Below are 24,578 nucleotides of genomic sequence, written 5' to 3' on the forward strand. Positions count from 1 at the left end.
GGCACGACGAGGGCAGGCAGAGGATGAGTACCGGCAACGAGACCGACGAGCGGGATCCCTACGCCCCGCCGCCGGAGGGTACGCCCGATCGCCCGCCGGCCGCCCCGTGGAACGTGCCCGGCAACGGGCGAGGGGACGGCGGCGACGGGGGCGATCGGCACGGCCGCGAGGACCGGCCGCAGCGGGCACCGCGCGAGCCGCGGGAACAGCCCGACCCGAAGGACATCCGGGTCCGCAATGGCCGACTGGCGCTGTGGTCGGGGGTGTGGGCGGTGTTCTTCGCGCTGTTCCTGCCGTCCGACCTGGGTCTGGTGCTGGGCGTGGTGCTGGGTGTGGTCGCCCTGGTGCTCGGCATCCGCACGGTGCGCGGGTCGACGCCGGCCACGGCCGGGCCGCGGATCGAGGAGGGTCCGGGCGGCACCGCCCGCCACCCGGGGCACGCCCCGGGTGGGCCGGCCCACCGGCCGCGGGTGCGCCGACCGGCGGGCGCCCGCTCCGGCGCCGCGCTCGCGGGCCTGGTCACCGGCGCCATCGCGGTGGTCTACGTGCTGGGCGTGTGGACGTTCGAGGCAGCCAACAAGGACTACTACGACTGCATGGACAGCGCGCTCACCAAGACCGGCGAGCAGCGCTGCCTGGACAAGCTGCCCGAGCGCTACCACTTCCTCGTGGACGGCACGATCTAGGTCGGTCCGGTCGTCCCCAAGGCCGTCTCCGCTTCGGCGGAGGCGGCCTTCGCGTTGTCCCGGCCGCGCCACCAGGTGGTGATCAGCGCGGTCGGGGCGGCGATCAGCGCGATCTCGACGGTCAGCGCGGCGGCGGTGCGCCACACGTTCGGGCCCAGTTCGGCGAGATTGGCCAGGCCCGCGGTGCCCGAGGCCAGGCGGGTCGAGGCGAGGGTGAGCAGGCCGACGCCCAGACCCGCGCCGGCCGCGTGCGAGGTGACCGCGAGCCAGGCCCGGGGCGGCTCGGCCCGGGCCGCGAACAGGCCCGCCGCGATGCCCGCGAGCAACGGGAGCACGGCGGGCGCCCACGCGGTCGAGGGCACCGTGGCGGGCCCGGGCAGCGCGGCGAACAGGGGCAGGGTGGGCAACGGGCCGAACGTGCTGCCGGTCGGCGCGAGCGTGGTGGCCGCGCCGAGCGCGAACCCGGTGCCGGCCGCGTAGGACACCGCCCACACGATCGCGTTGGGCACCAGCACCGCGCACAACACGGCCAGCGCCGCGAAGCCGACCGCGTCGTGCGTGGTCAGCGCCAGCGCCACGCGGACCTGGCCGGCGTGCGCGAACAGACACGCGAGCACCAGGAGCGCCCCGCCCGCCGCGAGCACCGCCGCCGAGGCCAGACCGGCCCGCACGGCCGGCATCCGCACCAGCGCGGGTCCGAACGCGCCCAGCACCCCCGCGGCCAGGACACCGAGTGCGGCCGTCGCGACGGTGCCGGACACCGGCCGCACGCTCGCGGTGCCGACGCCGGCGGCCACCGTGTACATCAGCCCGGTGTAGACCAGCACCTGCGACCCGAGCACGATCGCGGTCCCGGCGAGGCCGTCCGCGAGCCGGCGGCCGAGCCGGCACAGCAGCCAGATCAACGGCACGGTCAGGCCGAGCGGGGCCAGCCGCAGCGGTACGACGGTCACGATCGGTTCCACCGAGCCGGTCGCGGTGTGGCTGATCTCGACGAACTCGAAGCCGACGTGGTGCACCGCGAGCCAGATGCCGCCGATCACCCGCAGCAGCGCCTGCGGGTGATCGAAGCCGCCCGAGGTGGCCCCGCACATGGCCACGATCAGTACGAGCATCGCCACCGTGCCGAGCCCCGCGCCGACCGCGAGCAGCGCGGACGCCACGCCTCGGGCGAGGGCCTGCGCGATCCGGGCGGTGTCGGGACGGCGACGGGCGAAGCCGGCCAAGGCGGCCCGACCCGGCAGCGCGGCCAGGACGGCGAGCGGCGGACGACCGGGCGGCGGCGGTCCCCACGGCCGCCCTGCGCCCGGAGCGGGTCGACCCGCGGTCTCGACCGGGTTCGACGCCGGGAGCGCGACGGGCGGACGATCGGGCCTGGGCGGAACGACGATCGGCGGTGCGTCGGGGCAAGACGGCGCGGCCGGCGACTCGACGGACTCGGCCTCGGGGCTCTCGCACTCGACGGACTCGGCCTGGGAAGTCTCGGGCTCGACCGACTCGGGCTCGGGGATGTCGGGCTCGACGGACTCGGGCTCAGGGGTCTTGAACTCAGAGGTCTCGGACTCGGGGATGTCGGGCTCGGGGATGTCGGGCTCAGGGGTCTCGGGCTGTGGAGTCCCGGGCGCGGGGGTCCGGCCCAGGGCCTCGCCGAGGGACCCGGGCGGCAGAGCCGGAAAACGCTCGGCTCCCGCCCACGGAGTGGACCCGACCACCGTCCAGGGCGCCGACGGGCCGTGCTCGGTTTCCGGCGTTTCGGTCACGATTCCCATGCTGCCCACGTGGCTACGATCCGAGCCGCATATGACCACCAGACGTGACAGAACACCCCATTTGATCGATTGAACACATTTAATATGCATTATCGATCGACCCTCGGGTACCTCACGCCCCCATGGGCCTCGACGACGAGCGGATCGACCCGCGCGAACCCACCCCGGGCTTCGACGCCCTGTACGCGGCGATCGCCCCCGACATCGCGCGCTACGCGTATGTGTTGACCGCGAGCCCGGCCCGGGCCGCACACGTGACCCGGCACGCGTTCGCGCTGGTCTGGCGGGACCTGCCGGAGGTCGGCGACACCCCCGCCGACGCCGCCTATGTACGCACCCTTGCGGGTGATCTCGCGCTGGGTCGCCGGTTCCTGCTGCGGCGCGCCCTCTGGCGGCTGGTGCCGCATCCGGATCACACCGACCGGGTCGTCCCGCACGCCGAGGACGACGCGCGTCGCGACCAGGACATCGCGCTCCTGCGCGCGCTCCAGCGGGTGCCGAGCCATCGTCGGCGGGTGTTCGTGATGCGCCACCTGTTCGGGATGTCGCCGGAGCAGGTCGCGGTCGAGACCGAGGCGACCACCGACGCCACCCGGGTCCGGCTCCTGCACGCGCACGAGGACCTCGCCGAGCTGGTGCCCGCGTTGACCGGCCCGTCGCCGAACTGCCCCGAGGCGCACGACTTCCTGACCACGCTCACCCGCGACCTCGCGGCCCGCCACGAACCGCGCGTGCCCGGTCCGCACGCCTCCCGGATGGGCAGCCGGGCCCGGACCGCGGTACTGATCACGGTGGTCGCGGCGGCGATCCTCGCGCTGCTGATCGCCGCGCTGCCGCGGCTGCTCGTTCCGGGCACCTCGCGCGACTCGCGGGGCGGCGACCGGATCCGACCGATCACCGGGTCCGAGGCGGCCCGCAGGGTGCCGCCGGTACCCGCCGACCTCGAGACCCCACCGGCACCGGCCGCGGCCCCGCCCGCTCCGGAGACCGTCGCCGCAAAGCCGCCCTCGACCACCCCCGAGGCCGCCCCCGAGACCGCCGAGCCGACCCCGGCGGCCGGGCAACCACCCGCGCCGAAGCCCACCGCCGCACACCCCGAGCCGATCACGCCGCTGGTACGGCCGGTGGCGCCCGCCGCCGACCGGCGGTGGGGTCCCTCCTCGCCGCCTCGGGGCACGCTCGCGCACGGTCCGGCCGCGCTGCTGGCCCCGGAGACCGGCTTCACCCTGGACACGAGCTGCGTGGACAACGGGCTGCCCCGCACGTCGTAGCGCCGACGAGCCGGTGCGCCCACACCGGAAAACCACGACGCCCCGCGGGCCGCCTGGACGGCGGCTCGCGGGGCGTCGTGGGTCACGGGTGACCGGGAGGTCAGCCCGCCATGATCTCGCGCATCAGCCGCGCGGTCTCGGACGGCGTCTTGCCGACCTTGACCCCGACGGCCTCGAGCGCGTCCTGCTTGGCCTGCGCGGTGCCCGAGGAGCCCGAGACGATGGCGCCGGCGTGGCCCATGGTCTTGCCCTCGGGGGCGGTGAAGCCCGCGACGTAGCCGACGACCGGCTTGGTGATGTGCTCGGCGATGTAGGCCGCGGCACGCTCCTCGGCGTCGCCGCCGATCTCGCCGATCATCACGATCGCGTCGGTGTCCGGGTCGTCCTGGAACGCCTGGAGGCAGTCGATGTGCGTGGTGCCGATGATCGGGTCGCCACCGATGCCGACGGCGGTCGAGAAGCCGATGTCGGCCAGCTCGTACATCATCTGGTAGGTCAGCGTGCCCGACTTGGACACCAGACCGATCCGGCCCGGCTTGGTGATGCTGGCCGGGATGATGCCCGCGTTGGACTGACCCGGGGTGATCAGGCCGGGACAGTTCGGCCCGATGATCCGGGTCTTGTTGCCCTTGGCGCCGGCGAGCGCCCAGAACTGCGCGGTGTCGTGCACCGGCACGCCCTCGGTGATCACCACGGCGAGGCCGATCTCGGCCTCGATGGCCTCGACCACGGCGTCCTTGGTGAACTTCGGCGGCACGAAGACCACGGTGACGTCCGCGCCGGTGGCCGCCATGGCCTCGGCCACGGTGCCGAATACCGGTACCTCGGTGCCGTCCACGTCGACCGTGGTGCCGGCCTTGCGCGGGTTCACGCCACCGACGATGTTCGTCCCGGAGGCGAGCATCCGGTGGGTGTGCTTCATCCCCTCGGAGCCGGTCATGCCCTGGACGATGACCTTGCTGTCCTTGGTCAGGAAGATAGCCATGTTGGGTCGGTCTCCCTTACTTCGCGGCAGCGAGCTCGGCGGCCCGCTCGGCCGCGCCATCCATGGTGTCCACCTGCTGGACCAGCGGGTGGTTCGCGTCGGTGAGGATCTGCCGACCCAGCTCCGCGTTGTTGCCGTCCAGACGCACGACGAGCGGCTTGGTGACCGCCTCGCCCTTCTGCTTCAGCAGTTCGAGCGCCTGCACGATGCCGTTCGCGACCGCGTCGCACGCGGTGATGCCGCCGAAGACGTTGACGAACACCGACTTGACGTCGGCGTCGCCCAGGATGATCTCCAGGCCGTTCGCCATCACCTCGGCGGACGCGCCGCCGCCGATGTCGAGGAAGTTGGCCGGCTTCACGCCGCCGTGGTTCTCGCCGGCGTACGCGACCACGTCGAGCGTGGACATGACCAGACCCGCGCCGTTGCCGATGATGCCGACCGAACCGTCGAGCTTGACGTAGTTGAGGCCCTTGGCCTTGGCCGCCGCCTCCAGCGGGTCGGCCGCGTCCTTGTCCTCGAGCTCCGCGTGGTCGGGGTGCCGGAAGTCGGCGTTCTCGTCCAGCGAGACCTTGCCGTCCAGCGCGATGATCTTGCCCTCTTCGGACTTGATCAGCGGGTTGACCTCGACGAGCGTGGCGTCCTCTTCGACGAAGACGGTCCACAGCGTCTTGAGGGTCGCGACGATCTGGTCGTGCAGCTCGGCCGGGAACTTCGCCGCCTCGACGATCTCGCGGGCCTTGGCCTCGGTCACGCCCTCGATCGCGTCGACCGGGATCTTGGCGAGCGCGTCGGGGTTCTCCTCGGCGACGACCTCGATCTCGACGCCGCCCTCGACCGACGCCATCGCCAGGAAGGTGCGGTTGGTGCGGTCGAGCAGGAACGAGACGTAGTACTCGTCCACCGGCTTGGCCAGACCGGCCAGCATGACCTTCTTGACGATGTGGCCCTTGATGTCGAGGCCGAGAATCTGCTCGGTCTTCTCGACGACCTCGTCGGTGCTGAAGGCCAGCTTCACGCCGCCGGCCTTGCCGCGGCCACCGACCTTCACCTGGGCCTTGACGACGGCCTTGCCGCCCATGCGCTCGGCGGCGGCCCGTGCCTCCTCCGGCGTGAAGACGACTTCACCGGGCAGAACCGGCACACCGTGCTTAGCGAAGAGATCCCTCGCCTGGTACTCGAACAGGTCCACGCGGGTCCGTCCTTGTGATCGCGATCGGATATGCGGAAGATGCGCAGCCGCGTCCGTCGTCGCACAGGTCCGGCAGGCTCGCCCCCAGTTCTGGTGGACGGCGTCCGCACGCGTAGCTGATCCGCCTTGCAGGCTATCGGGCAGGAGTGCCGACCCCGAATCAGGGTCTCGCTCCCGCCCCGGGTCGTTCCCCGGACACGCCGTCACCGCGCGCCGAGATCCGCCCGTTTACGCCTGTTCCACCGTGACACAGGGAACACACCCGCACAGACCGTGATGCCTCGATGTGGCCGATCCCACGCCAGCAGCCGCGCTCGACAATCACACTTATCCGGATTCCCGGCGCACGAACGAACGGACGGTCACGATGGTCACGCAACCCGGTCCCGACGAAGGAGCAGAGATGACGGCGCTCGCGGAGGAGGCTCCGCCGACCACGGTCACGGGCGCTTTCGGCGACCCGACGAAGTTCATCGCCTCGCTACCGGCTCCCCGGGGAATCCGCGTGGAGTTCATCGAGGGGATCTACCGCATGGCACCGCCCGCCGACGAGCAGCACAATTTCTGGGCGATCGACATCCTGGTCATGTTGCGCAACGCAGGCGTCCCACACGCGGTGGCGGGAGTCGGTTACTGTCCCGAAGCGGTCGGCGACGCCCATGTGACCGGCGCGTTCATCCCGGATTTCGCGGTGCAACATCGCCTTGCCGACGCTTCGGACATCGAGTTCCGCAGGAACCACGACGGCTGGTACCCCTCGACCATGCTTCGTCTCGTCGGCGAGATCACTTCGCCAGGTGACGCCGATGTCGACCGGGAGGGAAAGTATCGGACGTACGCCCGAGCAGGGATCCCCGTCTACCTGCTGATCGACCGTCAAAAGGGGGTGGCAATCGCCTACTCCGAGCCGGTCGACAACGGCGAGGACCCCCGATACAACATCGCCCACCAGGTCGGCCTGGGAACAAAGCTCGAACTTCCCGACGACCTCCCCGCGATCGACACGGCCGCGTTCACCTGATCCGTCACGACTCCGGTACCGGTAGTGGCAGGCCCTGGACCGCCGCCGCCATCACCTCCGGGAACAGGTCGGGGGTGCAGGCGAAGGCCGGGCTGCCGAGGGCGGCGAGGGCGGCCGCGTTGGTGTGGTCGTAGGCCGGAGCGCCCTCGTCGGAGAGGGCGAGCAGGGTGACGAAGGTGGTGCCGGCCGCCTGCATGGCCGCCGCGCGGCGGAGCATCTCGTCCCGGACGCCCCCCTCGTACAGGTCGCTGATCAGCACGACGACCGTCTCCGCGGGTCGGGTGATCAGCGATTGGCAGTAGGCCAGGGCGCGGTTGATGTCGGTGCCGCCGCCGAGTTGGGTGCCGAACAGCACGTCCACCGGATCGCTCAGTCGTTCGGTGAGGTCGACCACGCTCGTGTCGAAGACGACCAGCGAGGTCCGGAGCGAGCGCATCGAGCCCAGCACCGCGCCGAAGACCGACGCGTAGACCACCGACGCCGCCATCGAGCCGGACTGGTCGATGCACAGGATCACGTCCTTTTGCACCCCGTGCCGCTGCCGGCCGAAGCCGACCAGGCGCTCCGGCACGATCGTGCGGTGCTCGGCCTGATAGTGCTTGAGGTTGGCCTTGATCGTGGCGTTCCAGTCGATGTCGTGGTGGCGCGGGCGGTTGATCCGGGTGGCCCGGTCCAGCGCGCCCTGGACCAGGCTCGTGGTGCGTTGCGCGACCCGGCGCTCCAGGTCGTCGACGACGGTGCGGACCACCGCGCGGGCCGCCTCCTTGGTGGCCTCTGGCATCAGCTTGTTGAGCGCGAGCAGGGTGCCGACCAGGTGCACGTCCGGTTCGACGGCGGCCAGCATCTCCGGCTCCAGGAGCAGCCGGGTCAGGTCGAGCCGCTCGATCGCGTCCTGCTGGAGGATCTGTACGACGCCCGCCGGGAAGTGCTCGCGGATGTCGCCGAGCCAGCGGGCCACCGAGGGCGCGGAGGCACCCAGGCCGGCCGCGCGCGGGCCGCTGCCGCGCCTGCTGCCGCGCGGGGCCGGCGTCTCCGGGCGGTACAGCGCGGCCAGGGCCTGGTCGATCCGCAGGTCTTCGCCGGTGGGGCCGTAGCCGGTGCCGTCCGCGTCGCCGCCCAGCACCAGTCGCCAGCGGCGCAGACGTTCCTCGGCCGTGCTCTCGCTCATCCGATGGCCACCTTCGGGTGTCGCAGGCCGAGGATGTCGGCCAGCAGCGGCAGCGTGGCGTCGGCGCGCCCGCCGTCGAACAAATCCGCGGTCGCGGCCGCGGCGGCCGGCTGTGCGGGGGTGCGCACCCGCTCGCCGAGCATCCGCCGCTCGGCCGCCGCGAAGGTGGCGAAGGTGCGTCGCAGCAGCGGCAGGATCTCGGTGAACAGGTCGGCGGGGGTGTCGGTGAGCCACTCGTCGACCAGCGCCATCAGCCGTTCGTCGTGCACGAGCAGCATGCCGCCGCCGGCCAGGAATCCCTCGATCCAGGCGGCCGATTCGCGATGCGCAACGCCTCGGGTCAGCGCCCGGGCCAGCTTCGGGGCGGCCTCCCGCGGGTCGAGCCGGCCCAGGTCGAGCAGCAGCCGGGTGGCCCGGCCGGTGAGCAGACCGGGCAGGTTATCCCGGTCGGCGAGCCGGTCCAGGGCCGTGTACCAGTCCTGCTGTTGCTCGTCGCCGAGCAGTTGCACGGCGGCGTGCACGGCGTCCAGGTGTCGGCGCATCGCCTTGGCGCCGTCGTCGTCCAGGCCCGCGCAGGCGGGCAGCAGTCCGACGCAGATCCGGACCACCAGGCCGGCCACCACGGTGCCCAGCGCGGAGGTGTCGGTGCCGCGCACGTCGCCGTAGCGCAGCGCGCGCACCAGCCCCGGCAGCGCCTCGGCGAGTTTGCCCACGTCGGTGTCCAGTGCGGCGCGCCGGTCCAGGACGCGCATGATCAGCGGCAGCGCGTCGGGCAGGTCGGCGCGCAGGCAGCGCTCGGCCACGTCGGTGACATCGGCCAGCGATTCGGCCCGGATCGCCAGATCGGCCGTGCGCGCCGCGGCGGCGGCGAGCACGGTGGTCCCCCACACGCCCGCCTCGGCGACCCGGATGGCCAGCTCGGGCTGCCAGTCCAGGCGCCAGGTCTCGCGAAAGGTGCCCTTGCTCTCCCGGGCCCGGGCCGGCACACCCCACGGGACGTCCAGCAGGGCGAGTCGGTTGAGCAGCCGGCTGCGGTCGGCGTGCGACTCCTTGCGCAGGTCGAGTTCGAGTTCGCGGGGCGCGGGCTCGGGCTTCAGGCGCAGTCGGCGCTGCTCGCGGGACAGGTCGCGCTGGAGCGGTACGGCGGGCACCGTGTCGGGCACCTCGCCGATCACGTCGCCCACCACGAGGGCGTCGTGCACCAGTGCGAGCGGGCCGGTCACCCCGTCGCACATCACCGCGCGGACCGCCTCGATCGTCTCGTCCAGGCCCGCCAGCGGGCGCCCGCGCAGCGCGGCCAGCGCACTCGCGTGCCGGGTCGCCTCGATCACGTGGGCGGAGGACACCGGATGACCCGCGTCGCGCAGCAGCGCGGCGATCCGGACGAACCAGCGGGGCAACAACTCGTGTTCGTCGGTGTTCGTGTACAGGTGTCGGTACCACCCGGGCGAGGCGACGCCCGCGCCGTAGCCGGAGCTCTGCGCGAGTCGGCGGTGCGTCCAGGGCACCCAGGTGGTCTCCACCTTGACCCTGGCCCGGTGCGGCGCCAGCAGCGCGCGGTCGGCGGCGGCCGAGGGGAGCCGGGCGAGCGCGGGCAGGTGCCAGGCACCGCACACCACGGCGATCCGCCGGTGGCCGGCGCGGCGCGCGGACCGGATGCCCTGGCGCATGTGTGCCTCACGCAGCCGCTCGACGTCGGGTTCGGCCGCCGGGTCGGGCGCGGGCTCGTCCTCGCGCAGCGCGGCCATCGCCTCGGCGAGCGCGGCGAACGGGGTCAGCGCGTCGCCGCCGGTGGGCAGCCGGTGCTCGATCACGTCCTCCCACCAGCGCTCCGGGTCGTCCTGGCCGGCCAGCCCGGCGAGTTCCGCGATCGGGTCGACGCGCGACGGCGCGGGCGCGGCCTCCTCGTCCCGGGGCGGGTCGGTCTCGGTGCGCTCCCTGCGGGCCCGGTCGAGCGTGAAGGACACCGCGACCGGCAGGTCGACGAAGCGGATCGGCACGCCGTGTGCGCCCGCGTACCGGATCGCCACCCACTCGGGGCTGAAGTCGGCGTACGGCCAAAAGCCCGCCTGCGCGGGATCGTCGGCCGCGTGCGCGAGCAGCGCGACGGGGGGTCGCATGTCGGGATCGGCGGCGAAGGACAGCAGCACGTCCGCCTCGGGCGGGCCCTCGACCAACACGATGTCCGGCGCGACCTGCGCGAGCGCGGCGGCCACCGCCCGGGCCGACCCCGGGCCGTGGTGCCGCACGCCGAGCAGGATCGGCGGGTCGACCGCGGGGGGCGCCATCAGGCCCGGTCCGCGTCGCGGCAGGCCCGGTAGAAGTCCTGCCAGTCGGCGCGCGGACGCACCGCGGTCTCCAGGTATTCGCGCCAGACCAGGGTGTCCGCCGCCGGGTCCTTGACCACCGCGCCCAGGATGCCCGCGGCCACGTCCGCCGAGCGCAGCACGCCGTCGCCGAAGTGTGCGGCCAGCGCCAGGCCGCCGGTGACCACGGAAATCGCCTCGGCGGTGGACAACGTCCCGGACGGGGTCTTCAGCTTGGTCCGCCCGTCCTCGGTCAGACCGGCCCGCAGTTCGCGGAACACCGTCACCACGCGCCGCAGTTCGGCCTCGGCGGCGGCCACCGGCGGCAGGTCGAGCGAGGAGCCGAGCTGGGCCACTCGGCGGCTGACGATGTCCACCTCGGCGTCCGCGGTCGCCGGCAGCGGGAGCACCACGGTGTTGAACCGGCGGCGCAACGCGGAGGACAGGTCGTTGACCCCGCGGTCGCGGTCGTTGGCGGTGGCGATCAGGTTGAACCCGCGCACGGCCTGGACCTCGTCGTTCAACTCCGGTACCGGCAGCGTCTTTTCGGACAGGATGGTGATCAACGAGTCCTGCACGTCGGCCGGGATCCGGGTCAGTTCCTCGACCCGGGCGACCAGGCCGCGGCTCATCGCGCGCATCACCGGACCGGCCACCATGGCCGCGCGGCTGGGGCCGTGCGCGAGCAGTTGCGCGTAGTTCCACCCGTAGCGAATGGCTTCCTCGGGAGTGCCGGCGGTGCCCTGGACCAGCAGCGTGGAGTCTCCGCACACGGCGGCGGCCAGATGCTCGGACACCCACGTCTTGGCCGTGCCCGGCACGCCGAGGAGCAGCAGCGCGCGGTCGGTGGCCAAGGTGGTGACGGCGACCTCGATGATCCGCCGGGGGCCGATGTACTTGGGCGAGATCACCGTGCCGTCCGCCAGCGTGCCGCCCAGCAGGTAGGTGGCCACCGCCCAGGGCGAAAGCTTCCAGCGCGGCGGTCGGGGACGCTCGTCGGCGGCGGCGAGCGCGGCCAGTTCGTCGGCGAAGGCGTCCTCGGCATGCGCCCGGAGCACACTCTGCTCAACCGGTTCAGCGGACACAGTCACGGCGCTCCCCCAAGGCTCGAACAAACCCGAACAGAACCCATCCTGCCGCCCGGGTCCGACACCTTCGGGGGTGCCGATCTCACAGGTGATCGAGCAGGAACCCGGTATCGACGGTCGCGTCGAACGGCTCGGGCAGGCGCACCGGGGCGCCGACCCGTACTCGCCCGGTGAACGTGTAACGCCCGTCGACCGGCTCGAAGTGCACGATCACCTCGTGCTTTTCCCGGTCCACGATCAGCATCACCGGCACCTCGGCTCGGGCGTACTCGCCGGGCTTCTCCCGCAGGTCGACGCGGCGCGTGCTGTTCGAGGTCACCTCGACGAACATCCGGACGCCGGACGCGGACGTCGCGTGCCCGTCCCGGAATTCGGCCTTCCTTCGGGGATCGAGGACGACGAGGTCGGGCGTGCGCTCGGTGCCGACGCCAACCACGAAGGCAACGCCCTCCAACACCGGGATCTCGGCCGGCGGCAAGGGTTCGAGCAGATGGCGCAGGCCGGTGAGGATCCGGGCATGCTCCCGATCCGGCGACGCCCGCATGACCAGGCCGGCCGGAGAACCTCCCACCACACGCTCTCGGGGAACTCGCCGCAGTTGCGCAACCTCCGCAGTGCGGTCAGGCGCAGGCTCGCCAGTGGATCGTCCCGATCCGCGTCGTCGGCCATCCGCCCATCCTCGCGCGCCGAGGTCCGCCGGGCGGGGGACATCCGGTGGTCCACCCGGACGGATGATTGGACCACCCGATCGACCGCCTGGCCGTCCGGCCCGAGGGCACCCGGGGTTCAGCCGCCCAGGAGCTCCGCGCGCATCGTCGCCCGGTAGTGCAGGGTGTCGGCGAGGGCGCGGAAGGCTTTGGGCCATTCGCCCTCGCCCTGCGCCAGGTGCTCCACGCGGTCGACCACGGCCGGGTGCAGACCGCGACCGGCCACGTCCCGGGCGCCGCTGAAGCTCCACGGGTAGCCGCCGCCCTCGGCCGCCGCCGCGAGCGCGTCCAGGACCGCGTCGCCCAGCGCCGTCGGCCACGGTGCCGGGCAGTTGGTCAGCAGTTGCAGTGCCTCGGACAGCCCGTGCGCGGCGATGTGCCGGGCCACGTGCTCGGCGCACTCGGCCGCCGGCAGCACGGTCAGCAGCCGGGTGGGCGCGCCCCGCCCGGCCAGCGCCCGGGCCCAGTCGACATCGCGCTGGAGCACCGCCGCACGGGCCCAGCCCTCCCGGACGTCCTCGGCGAATCGGCGCGGCAGCACCCGCGCCACGATCTCCTCGGGGCCGGCCCCGAACACCTCCCGCCACACCGCGAGCGGCGTCGCCGCGACGATCTCGCCCAGCCACCACGAGTGGTCCTCGCGCCCGGTCGGCGACGTCTCCGCGATGCCGTCCCGCCGCATCGCCGGATCGCACCCGCTCGGCGGCACCACCAGCACCCGTCCCGCGGCGCCGGGCCGCAGGCAGGCCAGGGCCCGCTCGCGCATCCGGGCCGCGAAGGCCGAGCCGGGCAGTTCGGTCAACAGCCGCGCGGCGGCCACCCGGACCACCTTGGCCCGATCGTCCAGCGCCTCCTCCAGGAACGGCTCGTCGCCCGCCGCCAACCCGGTGCGCAGCGCCGCCACCCACACCGCCCGATCCTCCGCGGGCTCGGCACTCCAGACCCGGGCCAGCAGCCCCCGCGCCGCGTCCGGATCGCCGGTGCGCAACGCCTCGAACGCGGCCAGCCGTTCGCCGAAGCGCCCGTGCCGCCACAACTCGACCGGATCCTCCGGGCCCGGCACCGCGACCCGGGTCAGCCACGCCCACTCCGGGTTGAGCCCGGCCAGCCAACGGCCGCGCGGGCCGGCCAGGTCGGCCACGATCTCGCGCAGATCGGTCCGTGAGCGCGCCGCCGTCAACAACGCGGGCAACTCCGACTCGGGCGCCCGCAGTCCGGCCGCGTGGGCCAGCGCGAGCCATTCGGGCAGGAAGTCCATCCCGTCGCCCTCAAGCAGGATCCGCAACCGCACCCGGGCCCGTTCCGGCACCGACGGCCGGGAGTCCACCTCGCCGCACGGCGCCGGCGGCGCACCCGCCGGTGCCCGCCGGCCCGCCCGCCGGTGCACCATCACGATCGCGGCCAGGTCGAGCAAGCGCACCGCCTCGTCCGCCCGGTCCACCCGCGCGGCCAGCGCCCCCAGCGCGTCCCGCGCGGGCACCTCCGCGGCCGGCCGCCGGCCGGTACCCACCAACGCCGCCGAGACCAGGTCGTCCCATACCGGATCCGCCACCCGCATCCGAACTCCCTTTCCGCACGGGCCGATCGATGGTGTCGACCGGCGCCGGTGATGGTTTTCGGGCCCTTCCGGGCCGACGGCCGATCCCGCCCCACGCCGAGGCGGGGCGAGCGGCCCGGGCTCCGGCTAGAGCTGCACGGCCTGTCCCTCGTGCCACGCGGTCACCGGGACGAATCCGCGCGCGCCGTACTCGCCGAACACGGTCAGCCCGGCGCCCCCGGACATCGCGGACAACCGCCACAACGCCTGCTCACCGGTCCGCGCCCGATCCACCGGCAGCCAGAACCCGTCCGCGCCGGCGATCCGCCATCCCATCGGTTCCGGCACCGCGACCACGCCGGCCAGCACCACCGGCCAGGCTTCCAACCACGGTTCGCTGCGCAGCGCCTCGGCGTAGCCCAGGGTGGCCTCCTCCGGGCCGACCCCCACCGGCTCCTCGCCCGGCATCGGCGCGCCGGTGCGCTCGCCGAGCGCGGCCCGCAGCGGCACCGCGTCGTCGTGGAAGGCCGCGTCCGCCTCGATCGATCGGCCCACCGGCAGGGCCAGTTGCGGCGCGCGCCCCTGCGGCCCGAAGGCCAGCACGAGCGCCGGCCGGCCCGACCGCGCGCCGCGCAGCCAGATCCGCCGCTCGGTCAGATTGCCGTCCGTACTGTCCCGGCTGCCCAGCACCAGCCACCGGTCGTGCACCACGGTGCCCGCGTCGCGTGCCCTGCGCAGCACGTCCTCCGCGTCCACGGTCCAGCCGATCCGGGCCCGCAACCCGGCCACCAGGGACGGGTCCAGGTCGTCGGCGTGTTCGTGGGCGCGCAGGAGCAGCCACAACTCGGCGTAGTCCTCCAGCAGCCGGCCGGGCCAACCCTCGGCCCCGGACGCGGGTATCGCCCCGGCCGCCCGCAGCCGGGCCGCCAAGCCCGGCGCCTTGGCGTCGACCATGCGCTCGGCGATGCCGTCCCACATGGCGTATCCCTCGCGCTCGGTGCCCGCCAGGCCCTGCTGGACCCGGTCGGCCAGCCAGCGGCGCAACCGCTCGGCGCCCTCGGCCACCTGGGCCTCGCGCCGCTCGGCCCGCCGCCGGGCCGCGATCGGGTCGGCCGGCGCGGACCCGGCCGACGCGGCCTTGTCGGCCCGCTCGCGGCGCCCGGTCAGCCACGCGTCGGCCCAGTCGGGGGCGGTCCCGCCGGCCGGCACGGCCACCGCGTCGGCGGCCCACAGGAGCAGCAGGCCCAGCGCGTGCTTGCACGGGAACTTGCGGCTGGGACACGAGCATTGCGACGCGGGGCCGGTGAGGTCGACCACGGTGAGGTACGGCGTCGCGCCGCCACCCGCGCACATCCCCCACACCGCGGTCCCGCCGGCGAGCTCCGCGCTGCCCGCGGCCGACCACGGTCGGGGCACCGCCAACCTGCTCCCGGCCTTGCGTGAGGCGGCGTCGGGCGCGAGTGCCAGCACCTGTTCCGCGGTCCACCGTTCCAGCATGACGGTCACGGTACGGGCCGACACCGACACGTGTGTACGAGCCGGCCGAGCCCGCCCGCCGGTTGTCCGGAACCGGGCGAAGTGCCCGCTCAGGCAGGGGTGGTCGCCACGTGCGCGTGCACCCAGTCGACGATGTCCGTGGTCGGCGCGCCCGGGGTGAAGACCGCCGCGACGCCGATGCGCTTCAGCTCCGGGACGTCCTCCTCCGGAATGATGCCGCCGCCGAACACCAGGATGTCCTCGGCCTCGCGCTCCTTGAGCAGTTCGATGACCTTCGCGAACAGCGTCATGTGCGCGCCGGAGAGCACCGACAGACCGATCGCGTCGGCGTCCTCCTGGATGGCCGTCTCGACGATCTGGATCGGCGTCTGGTGCAGGCCGGTGTAGACCACCTCGAAGCCCGCGTCGCGCAGTGCGCGCGCGACCACCTTGACGCCCCGGTCGTGCCCGTCGAGTCCGGGCTTGGCCACCACGATCCGGATCGGTCCGGAAACACCCATCACTGCCTCCATGTACCTAGCGAAGCCCTCGCCCGGAGCGTAACCCGCGCTCGGGACGGCTCGCCGAAGGTGGTCCCCGCCCGGCCCGGGCGCCTGCGCCGCGCCCGCCGCGGGCCGCCCGGGCCCGTCACCCGCTCGGCGGCCCGACCTGCGGTTCTTCTCGCGAGGATTGTCCTGTGAACGTCAAGAGCACTACAGTCCGATTCCGACCAGCCCCCGAGACGAAGGCGACGTAGGTGACGGACGTTCGCTATCCGAGCGAGGATCAGCAGGGTCGCTACGTGCCGGACGCCGAGGGTGCGTACTCCCCTTACGGCTCGTCCGGTTCGATCCAGGGCGGCTACGACCAAGGGTACGGCCAAGTCGCCGGCTACGACGCGAACGCGTACGCGAGCGGTTCCGGCTACCAGGCGGTCGACTCCTCGGGCGGGTGGGGCGTGCCGACGCCGTCCTACGACGGCTACGACGCGAGCGGGACCTACGCCGTTGTCGACCACGGCACCTCGGGCCACACCGCCGTCGGCTACGACGCGCCGGGCCACGGCTCCTCGGGTTACGACACCTCCGGGTATCAACCCGCCTACGACTCCTCGGGATACGCCGCCGTTCCGGCCTACGACGCGTACGGCTACGGGTCGCCGACCGGATACGACAGCGGGGCGCACACCGCGGTCACGGGCGGCTACGACGCGACCGGCACGTACGGCTACCCGGCCGTCGGCTACGCGGACGGGGCCGACAGCGGTGTGTACGACGCCTACGGCGCGCAGGCCGGGAACCGGGCCGGCACCGACACCGCGGTGCAGACCGCGCCGGCCACGCCGTACGTCGACCCGTCCTGGGACAGCGGCTCGAACACCGGTATGTGGTACGCCGCTTCGGACACCGCCGCATGGGAATCCGACACCTGGTTCGCCCCCGCCCCGGTGCGCGACGACGCGGACATGTGGTCCGGCGGCAATCGCTCCACGACGAACCTGTTCGACGACGGCGCGACCCGCGCGCCGGTCGAGCCCGCATTCGATCCCGGTGACCACGACGACAGCGTGCCGGCCCCCACCGACAACGAGGCCGCGCCGGCCGAGGTGCGGGTCGAGCCGGCCGAACGTGTCGGGCAGAAGGGCCGGCCCGCCAAGGCGCCCAAGCCCAAGGAAGCCGCCGACAAGGTCCGGGTCAAGCGCAAACGCGGGTTCCCGCTCACCGCCGGCGCACCGCTCGCGGTGATGGGCGCGGCCGCGATGGCCGTCGCCGCGGTCGGCGGCCTGCACACGGCGGGCGCCGAGACCAAGGACGCGGATCCGGTGGCGGGCGGCGAGGACCTGCCGCTGATGTCGTCGATGGACAAGCAGTTGCTGGACCTCCAGGTCGGCGCCGAGGACTTCGCCGAGCGGGCCAGTCGCGCGCAGAGCCGGATCTCGCTCCAGGAGCGCCAGGAAGAGGCCCAGCGGGCCCAGGAAGCCGAGCGCAAGCGCAAGGAGTCCCTCAGGCCCAAGTACGTGCTCCCGGTCACCCAGCGCGGCCTCAGCGCCTATTTCGGCTCGTCCGGCTCCCGCTGGTCGCACACCCACACCGGCATCGACTTCCCGGTCGATCTGAGCACCTCGGTCTACGCGGTCATGGACGGCGTGGTTCGCACCGAGGTGAACAGCGCCTACGGCAACATGGTGATCCTGACCGCCAAGGACGGCACCGAGTTCTGGTACTGCCACCTGACCCGGGCCAAGGTGCGCTCCGGACCGGTCAAGGCGGGCGACGTGATCGCCTACAGCGGCGACACCGGCAACAGCACCGGCCCGCACCTGCACTTCGAGGTCCGCCCCGACGGCGGCGCACCGATCAACCCGCTCCCCTGGCTGCGCTCGAAGGGCCTGGAGCCGACCTGACGGTGGGCACGGTCGGCGCGGCCGATCCGGCGGACGGATCGAACCGGCCTCGGCTCGGCGGCCCCGTCCCGGGACTCGGCGATCTACCGTGGACGCATGACCACATCCGAGCCGCAGTTCACCGCCGAGTCGGGCCGGGGCGGCGAGTTCGTCCGACAGGCCAATCGCTTCACCGGACGACCCGAGGCGGAGGCCGGCCGCTACCAGCTCGTGGTGTCGCTCGCGTGTCCCTGGGCGCATCGGGCGGTGATCGTCCGGCGGTTGCTCGGGTTGGAGGACGCACTCGGGCTGTCGATCGTGGACCCGATCCGGGACGAGACCGGGTGGCGGTTCACCAATCACCCGGACGGGCGCGACCCGGTCACCGGCCTGGCCTTCCTGGCCGACGCCTACCGGGCCAGTGATCCCACCTACGCGGGCCGGGTCACCGTCCCCGCGATCATCGACCTGACCACCGGCCACGTCGTCACCAACGACTACCCGCAGATCACCCTCGACCTGTCCACCCGCTGGACCGCGCTGCACCGCGCCGGCGCGCCGGAGTTGTATCCACAAGCGCTGCGCGCCGAGATCGACGCGGTCGCCGCGGACGTGTTCCGGGACGTGAACAACGGCGTGTACCGCTGCGGGTTCGCCACCACGCAGGGAGCCTACGAGGCCGCGTTCGACGCGCTGTTCGCCCGGCTGGACGCGCTGGAGAAGCGGCTGACCGGGCAGCGCTACCTGGTCGGCGACACGATCACCGAGGCGGACATCCGGCTGTTCACCACGCTGGTCCGGTTCGACGCGGTCTACCACGGTCACTTCAAGACCAACCTGCGCAAGCTGACCGAGTATCCGGTCCTGTGGGCCTACGCCCGCGACCTGTTCCAGACCGAGGGTTTCGGCGACACCGTCGACTTCGACCACATCAAGCGGCACTACTACGTCACCCACGACCGGATCAATCCGACCGGCATCGTGCCCAAGGGGCCGGACCCGGCGCTGTGGCTCACCCCGCACGGGCGGGGCTGAACGAGCGGAGGGCGGGTGGGCCGTCGGCCCACCCGCCCTCCGCCCTTCCCCCGTCGGCTACTTGGTCGGGTCGACGGTCGGCGGGTCCCGATCCGGGCGCTCGTCCCCGGCCGGCGATTCGGCCGGCACGTCGACCTCGGCGTCGACCACCGCGACCGCGTGCTGCTCGTCCTCGCCCTCGATCGACGCGCCCGGGGTGAGCCGCTCCTCGACCGCCGTACCCGGCTCGGCCTCGGCCTCCTCCGCCCGGTGGGGCGCGGTCGGCGCGAACGCCATCCGCCCCATCGGCGCCGTCGGCACGGCCTCGCGCGCGGGCAGCATCGCCCACAGCGCTCCGGCCAGCCCGGCCGTGCCCACGCCGATCGCCGCCGCCGCCAGGGCCCACTCGGGACGCACCGTCAGCGTGCCGGACGCGCGCAGCAGGTAGGCGATCGCGAGGCCGACGAAGACCGCACCCGCGATCAGCGCCATCGGGTCGAAGCGGTACCTGTTCGGCCTCATCGGGAATCGCCCTCCATCCACATCGCACTCCGGTGCCGGGTCGTTCGGGGGTCGACCGACGCGCTCATCGCGGCTCCCGCCCGTCGTCCCCGGTCAGCAACTCGACGTCGCCGACGCCGACCTTCAGGTCGAGGGTGATCGTGCCCCGTCCGGGCCCACCGCCCTGCGCACCGGAGGTCTCCACCCGCTTGGGCCGATAGCCGTCGTCCCGACCGACCGGCGTGCGCACCTGGCCGAGGTCGGCCGAACCCTCGAACACCACCGTGACGTCCTTGGGCACCCAGACCTGGATCTGTCCGGCGCCGATCCGGGCCTGGACCCGCGCGGTGCCGCCCGGCCCGAGGTCGAGCCGACGCAGGTCGATGTCCATCGCGCCCATGCCCAGGTGGTACGAGGCGGGCAGCGCGGCGACCGTGGTGGGCGTGTAGGTGCGCTCGCCCGAGGGTCCGGTCAACGGCACGCCGATCGCGGTGATCGCGGCCAACAACGCGGTGAGCGCGAGGGCGGGCAGGATCAACAACCGGGCCCGGCCGAACCAGGTGCCCGCGAGCAGACCCAGGCCCACGATGCCGAGCAGGATCGCGAGCGCGACGACGAACGACACGTCCACGGCCCCGACGTGGTCGAGCACCCAGAGCAGACCACCGGCCATGGTGGCCACCGACAGCGTGGCCAGGGAGACGTACGAGCGCGGACGCCTGGGCCGCTGCGGAGCCGACGGCGGCACGGGTCGACCGTCGCCCTCGGCCGGCGATTCGGCCCCCGGCACCTGCCACCACATCGGCGGCCCGGGCACCGTCGCGCCGTCCGGCCGCACGTCGACCTGGGTCGGCGCCGGCGCCATCGCCGCGACGCCGGCCGCGCCGACGGCGGCCTGCTGCTTCTTCTTCGTGTCGGACCACACCATGAACAGCACCACGGCGGTGATCATCAGCAGTGGAATGGACGGGCCGAAGCCGGAGTCCAGGTAGGTGAAGAACAAGGCGACCCCCATGACCGCGACCACGGTGGCTGCCGACGCCCCGTGGTCGAACTTCCCGGAGAGCACCCGGCGCAACACCGGTTGCTCCTCACCGCGGGCCGGGATCAACAGCCAGCCCAGGCTGTACACCAGTACGCCCACCCCGCCGAAGAGCGACAGCACCGCGAACACGATGCGGAAGATCACCGGGTCGAGGCCGAAATGCTCACCGAGGCCGCCGCACACGCCCGAGACCATCCGGTCCTCGGTGCTGCGCAGGAGTTGGGGACGAATCGTCGTCGTGGGCGCCGCGGACGACCCCGCAGGGCCGCCCGGGACGTCGCCGGCCCGGTCGCCGGCCGTGGTACCGGGTTTCATGTCGTCGTTCATGAGTACATCGTGGCGCCCGCGAAGTCCGCTTCCCATCGGGCTCCGCCCTGGCGTACCCCTGGTTCCACCCTGAGAACGAATCAGGGTCGGGCCCTGATGCGTCCGGGCTCGTCCGCGTGTGACGATCGGTCGTGTGACCGCCGTATATCCACCGCCCGCCGCGCCCGTTCGGCCCGCGCAGCCGATTCCCCGGCTCCGGCGCGCCTCTTCGCACCGGCTCGCCGGCGGCGTCGCGCGCGGCCTGTCCGATCATCTGGGCGTCGACGCGCTGCTGTTGCGGATCGCCTTCGTCGCACTGGCCTTCTTCGCCGGGCTGGGGATCGCGCTCTACGCGGCGTTCTGGATCTTCGTACCGCAGGGTCGGGCGACTCCCGCCCTGCCGATCCGCGAACGCGGGCGGGAGCGGCACCAGGCGCTCGCGCTGATCATCGTGTTGATCGCGGCGACCATGCTCACCGGTGTGGGCGCGACCACGAGCGGGACCAAGGTCGGCGACTGGATCTGGCCGCTGCTGGTGGCCGGTCCCGGTGTGATCCTGTTGTGGCGCCAGGCCGACGAGTCGCAGCGCGACCGGTGGTTCTCGCTGGACGGCCGCAGCCGGGTGGCGGGCGCGCTGCGCACCTTCGTCGGCGCCGCGCTGGTGCTGGCCGGTCTGGTGTTCTTCTCGCTCGGGCGGGGCGGCATCGGCGACGCGCTGGCCGCGATGCGCGGGGCCGGCCTGCTCCTGGTCGGCCTGCTGGTCATCTTCGGCCCGTATCTGCTGCGCCAGACCCGCGAGCTGGGCGCCGAGCGCCGGGCCCGGATCCGGGCCCAGGAGCGGGCCGAGGTGGCCGCGCACGTGCACGACTCGGTGCTGCACACGCTGACCCTGATCCAGCGCCAGGTCGAGGATCCGCGCGAGGTGGCCCGGTTGGCCCGGGCCCAGGAGCGCGAGCTGCGGGCGTGGTTGTACCGCCCCGACGGCGAGGAGCCGGACCGCACCTTCGCCGCCGCGCTGCGCTCGACGGCCGCCGAGGTCGAGGACGCGCACGGCGTGTCGATCGAGGTGGTCTGCGTCGGCGACTGTCCGGTGGAGGACAAGCTGGCCGCGCTGGTGGCCGCCGCCCGCGAGGCGATGGTCAACGCGGCGAAGTACGCGGGCGGCGCGGCGATCTCGGTGTTCGGCGAGGTCGACGAGGACACGGTGACGGTCTTCGTTCGAGACCGCGGACCCGGATTCGACCCGGACACCGTGCCCGCCGACCGGCTGGGTGTGCGAGAGTCCGTGCTCGGGCGCATGCGCCGCAACGGGGGCGCCGCACACATCCGCAGCGAACCCGGCGAGGGCACCGAGGTCGAGCTGGAGATGCGCCGCGCCGAGGCCGGCCGGGCCGCTGTGGGAAGGACGAACACGTGAACGCCACCGAGAGCAGCACCGAGCACCCCGAGGGGACGGCCCGCACCCGGGTGGTCCTGGTCGACGACCACCGGATGTTCCGGACCGGCGTGCGCGCCGAGATCGGCGAGGCCGTCGAGGTGGTCGGCGAGGCCGACGACGTGGCGAGCGCGGTGGCCGTGGTCACCGAGACCCGCCCCGAGGTGGTGCTCCTGGACGTGCACCTGCCCGGCGGCGGCGGGGTCGAGGTGCTGCGCCAGTGCGCGTCGCTGATCCCGGCCGTGCGCTTCCTCGCGCTGTCGGTGTCGGACGCCGCCGACGACGTGATCGGGGTGATTCGCGGCGGGGCCCGGGGCTACGTGACCAAGTCGATCACCGGCGACGAGCTGATCCGGGCGATCGGCCGGGTCGGCGAGGGCGACGCGGTGTTCTCGCCGCGCCTGGCGGGCTTCGTGCTGGACGCCTTCGCGGCCACCGACGTACCGCCGATCGACGAGGACCTGGACCGGCTCACCCAGCGCGAGCGCGAGGTGTTGCGGCTGATCGCCCGCGGCTACGCGTACAAGGAGATCGCCCGGCGGTTGGTCATCTCGGTCAAGACGGTGGAGACCCATGTGTCCGCCGTACTGCGCAAGTTGCAGTTGTCCAACCGGCACGAACTGACCCGCTGGGCGACCGACCGTCGGCTGGTCTGAGCGAGCACCGACACCCGGCACACACGACGGCGCCCTCCCGCGAACGAATCCGCGGGAGGGCGCCGTCGTGATGGTACGGGCGACCGATGGACCTAGCCGGGTCGAATGGCCGCGAGGAACGGCATCGAGTCGAGCGGGGCCTTGGTCACGGTCTTGCCCGGTCGCGGGGCGTGCACGATCTGGCCGTTGCCGATGTACATGCCCACGTGCCGGTTGTCCGAGTAGAAGAAGACCAGGTCGCCCGGCTGCAGGGCGCTCTTGGCGATCCGCGGACCGTCGTTGATCTGGGTCCAGGTGGTGCGGGTGAGCGAGACGTTCGCGGCCTTCCAGGACGCCTGGGTCAGGCCCGAGCAGTCGTACGAGCCGGGGCCCTCGGCGCCGGAGACGTACGGCTTGCCGATCTGCGCCAACGCGAAGTTGATCGCGGCCTGGGCCCGGCCGGAGGCCGGGATGTTGGTCGCCGGCGGCGTTTCCTTGTCCTTGTCCCGCGAGCTGCGGTCGTTGTTCCGCGAGGTGGAGTCGTTCGCGTGCTCGTCCGAGTCCAGGACGTCCTTCTTCTGCTGCTCGGTGAGCGTGTTCAGAAGTCGGTTCGCCTCGGCCAGCTTGGCCTGGATGTCGGTCTTGTTCTTGTTCAGCTCGGTGCGCAGCTTCTCCAGATCGGCGAGCTGCGCGGACGCCTCGGTGCGGTCCTGCTGGAGGACGCGGGCCTGCGCCGCGATCTGCTTCAGCTTGGCGGCCTGCTGGCCGTCGAGCTGGGACATCATCTGCGACTTCTGCAGGTAGCCCTCGGGGTCGCCGCTGAGCGCGAGCGAGAGCGACGGGGGCAGGCCGCCGGTGCGGTACTGGTTGGCCGCCAGGACACCGATCTGGTCGCGCAGGGCGTTCAGCGCGGTCTGTTCCTCGGTGATCCGGGCCTGGGTCTGGTTCGCGGTGCCCTGCTGCTTGGTGATCTGCTCCTCGACGCCGTTGGCGGCGTCGGTGGCCTTGACCACGTCGCTGTGCAGTTGGTTGACGCGATCCTTGGTCTGCTGGAACGTCTGCGCGGGATCCGCGCTCGCGGTGCCGGCGAAGGTCATCACGCCGGTCATGGTCGCCGCGGCCGTGACGACGGTCGCTGCGGTACGCACGGCGGTGCGCGGCTTGGGCTTGCGGTGCTGCCCGGGTCGACGTTGGGACGCCACTGGTGGCGGGTCTCCTTCCTCGGCCGCCTACCGGGTTAGCTGACGGGTTCGGGCGGAAGAAGGCGCCCTACGGTGCCGGAGCACCGATTCACCCCAGGGACTGCGAGGGTCCCCGGTTCCGGCTTCGCATCGCGGTGACGGCGGTTGCCCGACATCACCGAAAGACGTCCCCGAATTCGGCGGAGGCGATCGTGCCGACCGGGTGGCCGACGTCGAGTCCGATCGCCTGTCGGAGAACACTAGTCACAGCCGTGTCACGACCATCACCATTGGCCCCTGCATTGCCAAAACTTTACCAATACCGCCGTTTCCTTCTCCGCGTATCACGGGAAAAGCGCCCGGATTCCCGAAAGTCGATCTTGAGTCGATTTGGCGAATATTGCCGGCATATGACCCGCCGATGATCATCGACCGGCCGCCGGCTAAGCTGCGGCGGCAACTGCAGCGGCGTCCCGGATGCCGCGCGACGGTCGACGAGGAGTTGTACGACGTGGACGTTCTGCGGCAGATCCTGCTGATCCTGCACATCGTGGGCATCGCGTCCCTGCTCGGCGGCTTCCTCACCCAGATGTCCGCGCTGCGCACCGGCGACGGGCGGATCGTGCCCGCGATGACGCACGGCGCGCTGACCATGCTGGTCACCGGCCTGGCGCTGGTCGGCGTGGTCCAGGCGGGTCTGGACAAGGACGTGGACAACGCCAAGATCGGCACCAAGCTGGTGATCCTGCTGGCCATCCTGCTGCTGGTCTGGGGCAATCGCGCCGCGGACCGGGTGTCCTCGAAGGTGCTCGGCGCGATCGGCCTGTTGACCGTGGCGAACATCGCCATCGCGGTCATGTGGACCTGAGGCC

At 72.8% G+C, this 24,578-nt stretch carries 21 protein-coding genes and 1 riboswitch; of the genes, 8 read left to right on the forward strand and 13 right to left on the reverse strand.

What is annotated here, in order from left to right; genetic code table 11:
* The first annotated feature begins 23 nt into the window (after positions 1-23).
* Positions 24-686, forward strand: coding sequence for a hypothetical protein (locus ACH4U8_RS05985; RefSeq protein ID WP_360307857.1), 663 nt, complete (start codon positions 24-26; stop codon positions 684-686).
* Here ACH4U8_RS05985 and ACH4U8_RS05990 read toward each other — a convergent pair.
* A complete protein-coding gene (locus ACH4U8_RS05990) occupies positions 683-2,446 on the reverse strand; it encodes a DUF6350 family protein (RefSeq protein WP_395775917.1) in 1,764 nt (587 codons plus the stop codon). The genes ACH4U8_RS05985 and ACH4U8_RS05990 overlap by 4 nt on opposite strands.
* Before the next feature lie 131 nt (positions 2,447-2,577).
* On the opposite strand from ACH4U8_RS05990, the gene ACH4U8_RS05995 reads away from it, so the two are divergent.
* Positions 2,578-3,726 carry a sigma factor-like helix-turn-helix DNA-binding protein gene (locus ACH4U8_RS05995; protein WP_395775918.1) on the forward strand — a complete coding sequence of 383 codons (1,149 nt, stop codon included), beginning with the start codon at positions 2,578-2,580 and terminating at the stop codon, positions 3,724-3,726.
* A gap of 100 nt (positions 3,727-3,826) precedes the next feature.
* Here the strand turns inward: ACH4U8_RS05995 and sucD are convergent, their stop codons facing one another.
* Positions 3,827-4,711, reverse strand: a complete 885-nt coding sequence (gene sucD / locus ACH4U8_RS06000; RefSeq protein WP_360307848.1) for a succinate--CoA ligase subunit alpha — start codon at positions 4,709-4,711, stop codon at positions 3,827-3,829.
* 16 nt (positions 4,712-4,727) lie between these two features.
* Positions 4,728-5,903, reverse strand: a complete 1,176-nt coding sequence (sucC, locus tag ACH4U8_RS06005; RefSeq protein ID WP_360307845.1) for an ADP-forming succinate--CoA ligase subunit beta — start codon at positions 5,901-5,903, stop codon at positions 4,728-4,730.
* Positions 5,904-6,189: 286 nt separating this feature from the next.
* On the opposite strand from sucC, the gene ACH4U8_RS06010 reads away from it, so the two are divergent.
* On the forward strand, positions 6,190-6,924 hold the full coding sequence (locus tag ACH4U8_RS06010; protein WP_395775919.1) for a Uma2 family endonuclease: 735 nt from the start codon (positions 6,190-6,192) through the stop codon (positions 6,922-6,924).
* A 4-nt stretch (positions 6,925-6,928) separates the two neighbouring features.
* Here ACH4U8_RS06010 and ACH4U8_RS06015 read toward each other — a convergent pair whose 3' ends face one another.
* The 7 genes from ACH4U8_RS06015 to ACH4U8_RS06045 form a co-directional block, all read right to left on the reverse strand.
* Positions 6,929-8,092 (reverse strand): VWA domain-containing protein, encoded by a 1,164-nt coding sequence (locus tag ACH4U8_RS06015; protein ID WP_395775920.1) that lies wholly within the window; start codon positions 8,090-8,092, stop codon positions 6,929-6,931.
* A complete protein-coding gene (locus ACH4U8_RS06020; protein ID WP_395775921.1) occupies positions 8,089-10,380 on the reverse strand; it encodes a DUF5682 family protein in 2,292 nt (763 codons plus the stop codon). The genes ACH4U8_RS06015 and ACH4U8_RS06020 overlap by 4 nt, the downstream gene beginning before the upstream one ends.
* Positions 10,380-11,456 carry an AAA family ATPase gene (locus tag ACH4U8_RS06025; RefSeq protein WP_379991374.1) on the reverse strand — a complete coding sequence of 359 codons (1,077 nt, stop codon included), beginning with the start codon at positions 11,454-11,456 and terminating at the stop codon, positions 10,380-10,382. Before ACH4U8_RS06025 ends, ACH4U8_RS06020 begins: the two co-directional genes overlap by 1 nt.
* Positions 11,457-11,568: 112 nt before the next feature.
* Positions 11,569-12,057, reverse strand: coding sequence for a Uma2 family endonuclease (locus tag ACH4U8_RS06030; protein WP_395775922.1), 489 nt, complete (start codon positions 12,055-12,057; stop codon positions 11,569-11,571).
* Positions 12,058-12,272: 215 nt separating this feature from the next.
* Positions 12,273-13,751, reverse strand: a complete 1,479-nt coding sequence (locus tag ACH4U8_RS06035) for a DUF5691 domain-containing protein (protein WP_395775923.1) — start codon at positions 13,749-13,751, stop codon at positions 12,273-12,275.
* Between the two features lie 126 nt (positions 13,752-13,877).
* Positions 13,878-15,227 carry an SWIM zinc finger family protein gene (locus ACH4U8_RS06040; protein ID WP_395775924.1) on the reverse strand — a complete coding sequence of 450 codons (1,350 nt, stop codon included), beginning with the start codon at positions 15,225-15,227 and terminating at the stop codon, positions 13,878-13,880.
* Between the two features lie 89 nt (positions 15,228-15,316).
* A complete protein-coding gene (locus ACH4U8_RS06045; RefSeq protein WP_360307822.1) occupies positions 15,317-15,727 on the reverse strand; it encodes a cobalamin B12-binding domain-containing protein in 411 nt (136 codons plus the stop codon).
* A gap of 236 nt (positions 15,728-15,963) precedes the next feature.
* On the opposite strand from ACH4U8_RS06045, the gene ACH4U8_RS06050 reads away from it, so the two are divergent.
* The gene (locus ACH4U8_RS06050; protein WP_395775925.1) at positions 15,964-17,610 is read left to right on the forward strand and encodes a peptidoglycan DD-metalloendopeptidase family protein; all 1,647 of its coding nucleotides are present in this window, start codon (positions 15,964-15,966) and stop codon (positions 17,608-17,610) included.
* A 96-nt stretch (positions 17,611-17,706) separates the two neighbouring features.
* Complete coding sequence (locus tag ACH4U8_RS06055; RefSeq protein ID WP_395775926.1) at positions 17,707-18,624, forward strand: glutathione S-transferase family protein; 918 nt, start codon at positions 17,707-17,709, stop codon at positions 18,622-18,624.
* 57 nt (positions 18,625-18,681) lie between these two features.
* Here ACH4U8_RS06055 and ACH4U8_RS06060 read toward each other — a convergent pair whose 3' ends face one another.
* Together ACH4U8_RS06060 and ACH4U8_RS06065 are read right to left on the reverse strand one after the other, a co-directional pair.
* The gene (locus ACH4U8_RS06060; protein WP_395775927.1) at positions 18,682-19,125 is read right to left on the reverse strand and encodes a hypothetical protein; all 444 of its coding nucleotides are present in this window, start codon (positions 19,123-19,125) and stop codon (positions 18,682-18,684) included.
* 64 nt (positions 19,126-19,189) lie between these two features.
* Positions 19,190-20,476, reverse strand: coding sequence for a PspC domain-containing protein (locus ACH4U8_RS06065; protein WP_395775928.1), 1,287 nt, complete (start codon positions 20,474-20,476; stop codon positions 19,190-19,192).
* Positions 20,477-20,609: 133 nt separating this feature from the next.
* Here ACH4U8_RS06065 and ACH4U8_RS06070 point away from each other — a divergent pair, with 133 nt between their 5' ends.
* Both ACH4U8_RS06070 and ACH4U8_RS06075 read left to right on the forward strand, forming a co-directional pair.
* Positions 20,610-21,872 (forward strand): PspC domain-containing protein, encoded by a 1,263-nt coding sequence (locus tag ACH4U8_RS06070; protein ID WP_395775929.1) that lies wholly within the window; start codon positions 20,610-20,612, stop codon positions 21,870-21,872.
* Complete coding sequence (locus ACH4U8_RS06075) at positions 21,869-22,546, forward strand: response regulator transcription factor (protein WP_360307804.1); 678 nt, start codon at positions 21,869-21,871, stop codon at positions 22,544-22,546. The genes ACH4U8_RS06070 and ACH4U8_RS06075 overlap by 4 nt, the downstream gene beginning before the upstream one ends.
* Positions 22,547-22,638: 92 nt before the next feature.
* On the opposite strand, the gene ACH4U8_RS06080 is transcribed toward ACH4U8_RS06075, so the two are convergent.
* A complete protein-coding gene (locus ACH4U8_RS06080) occupies positions 22,639-23,727 on the reverse strand; it encodes an NlpC/P60 family protein (RefSeq protein ID WP_395775930.1) in 1,089 nt (362 codons plus the stop codon).
* A 9-nt stretch (positions 23,728-23,736) separates the two neighbouring features.
* Positions 23,737-23,880, reverse strand: a riboswitch (cyclic di-AMP (ydaO/yuaA leader).
* A gap of 337 nt (positions 23,881-24,217) precedes the next feature.
* Here ACH4U8_RS06080 and ACH4U8_RS06085 point away from each other — a divergent pair.
* Complete coding sequence (locus tag ACH4U8_RS06085) at positions 24,218-24,574, forward strand: hypothetical protein (RefSeq protein WP_395776001.1); 357 nt, start codon at positions 24,218-24,220, stop codon at positions 24,572-24,574.
* The last annotated feature ends 4 nt before the right edge of the window (positions 24,575-24,578 follow it).

The sequence above is a fragment of the Embleya sp. NPDC020886 genome (genome assembly GCF_044333915.1).
GTDB lineage: Bacteria > Actinomycetota > Actinomycetes > Streptomycetales > Streptomycetaceae > Embleya.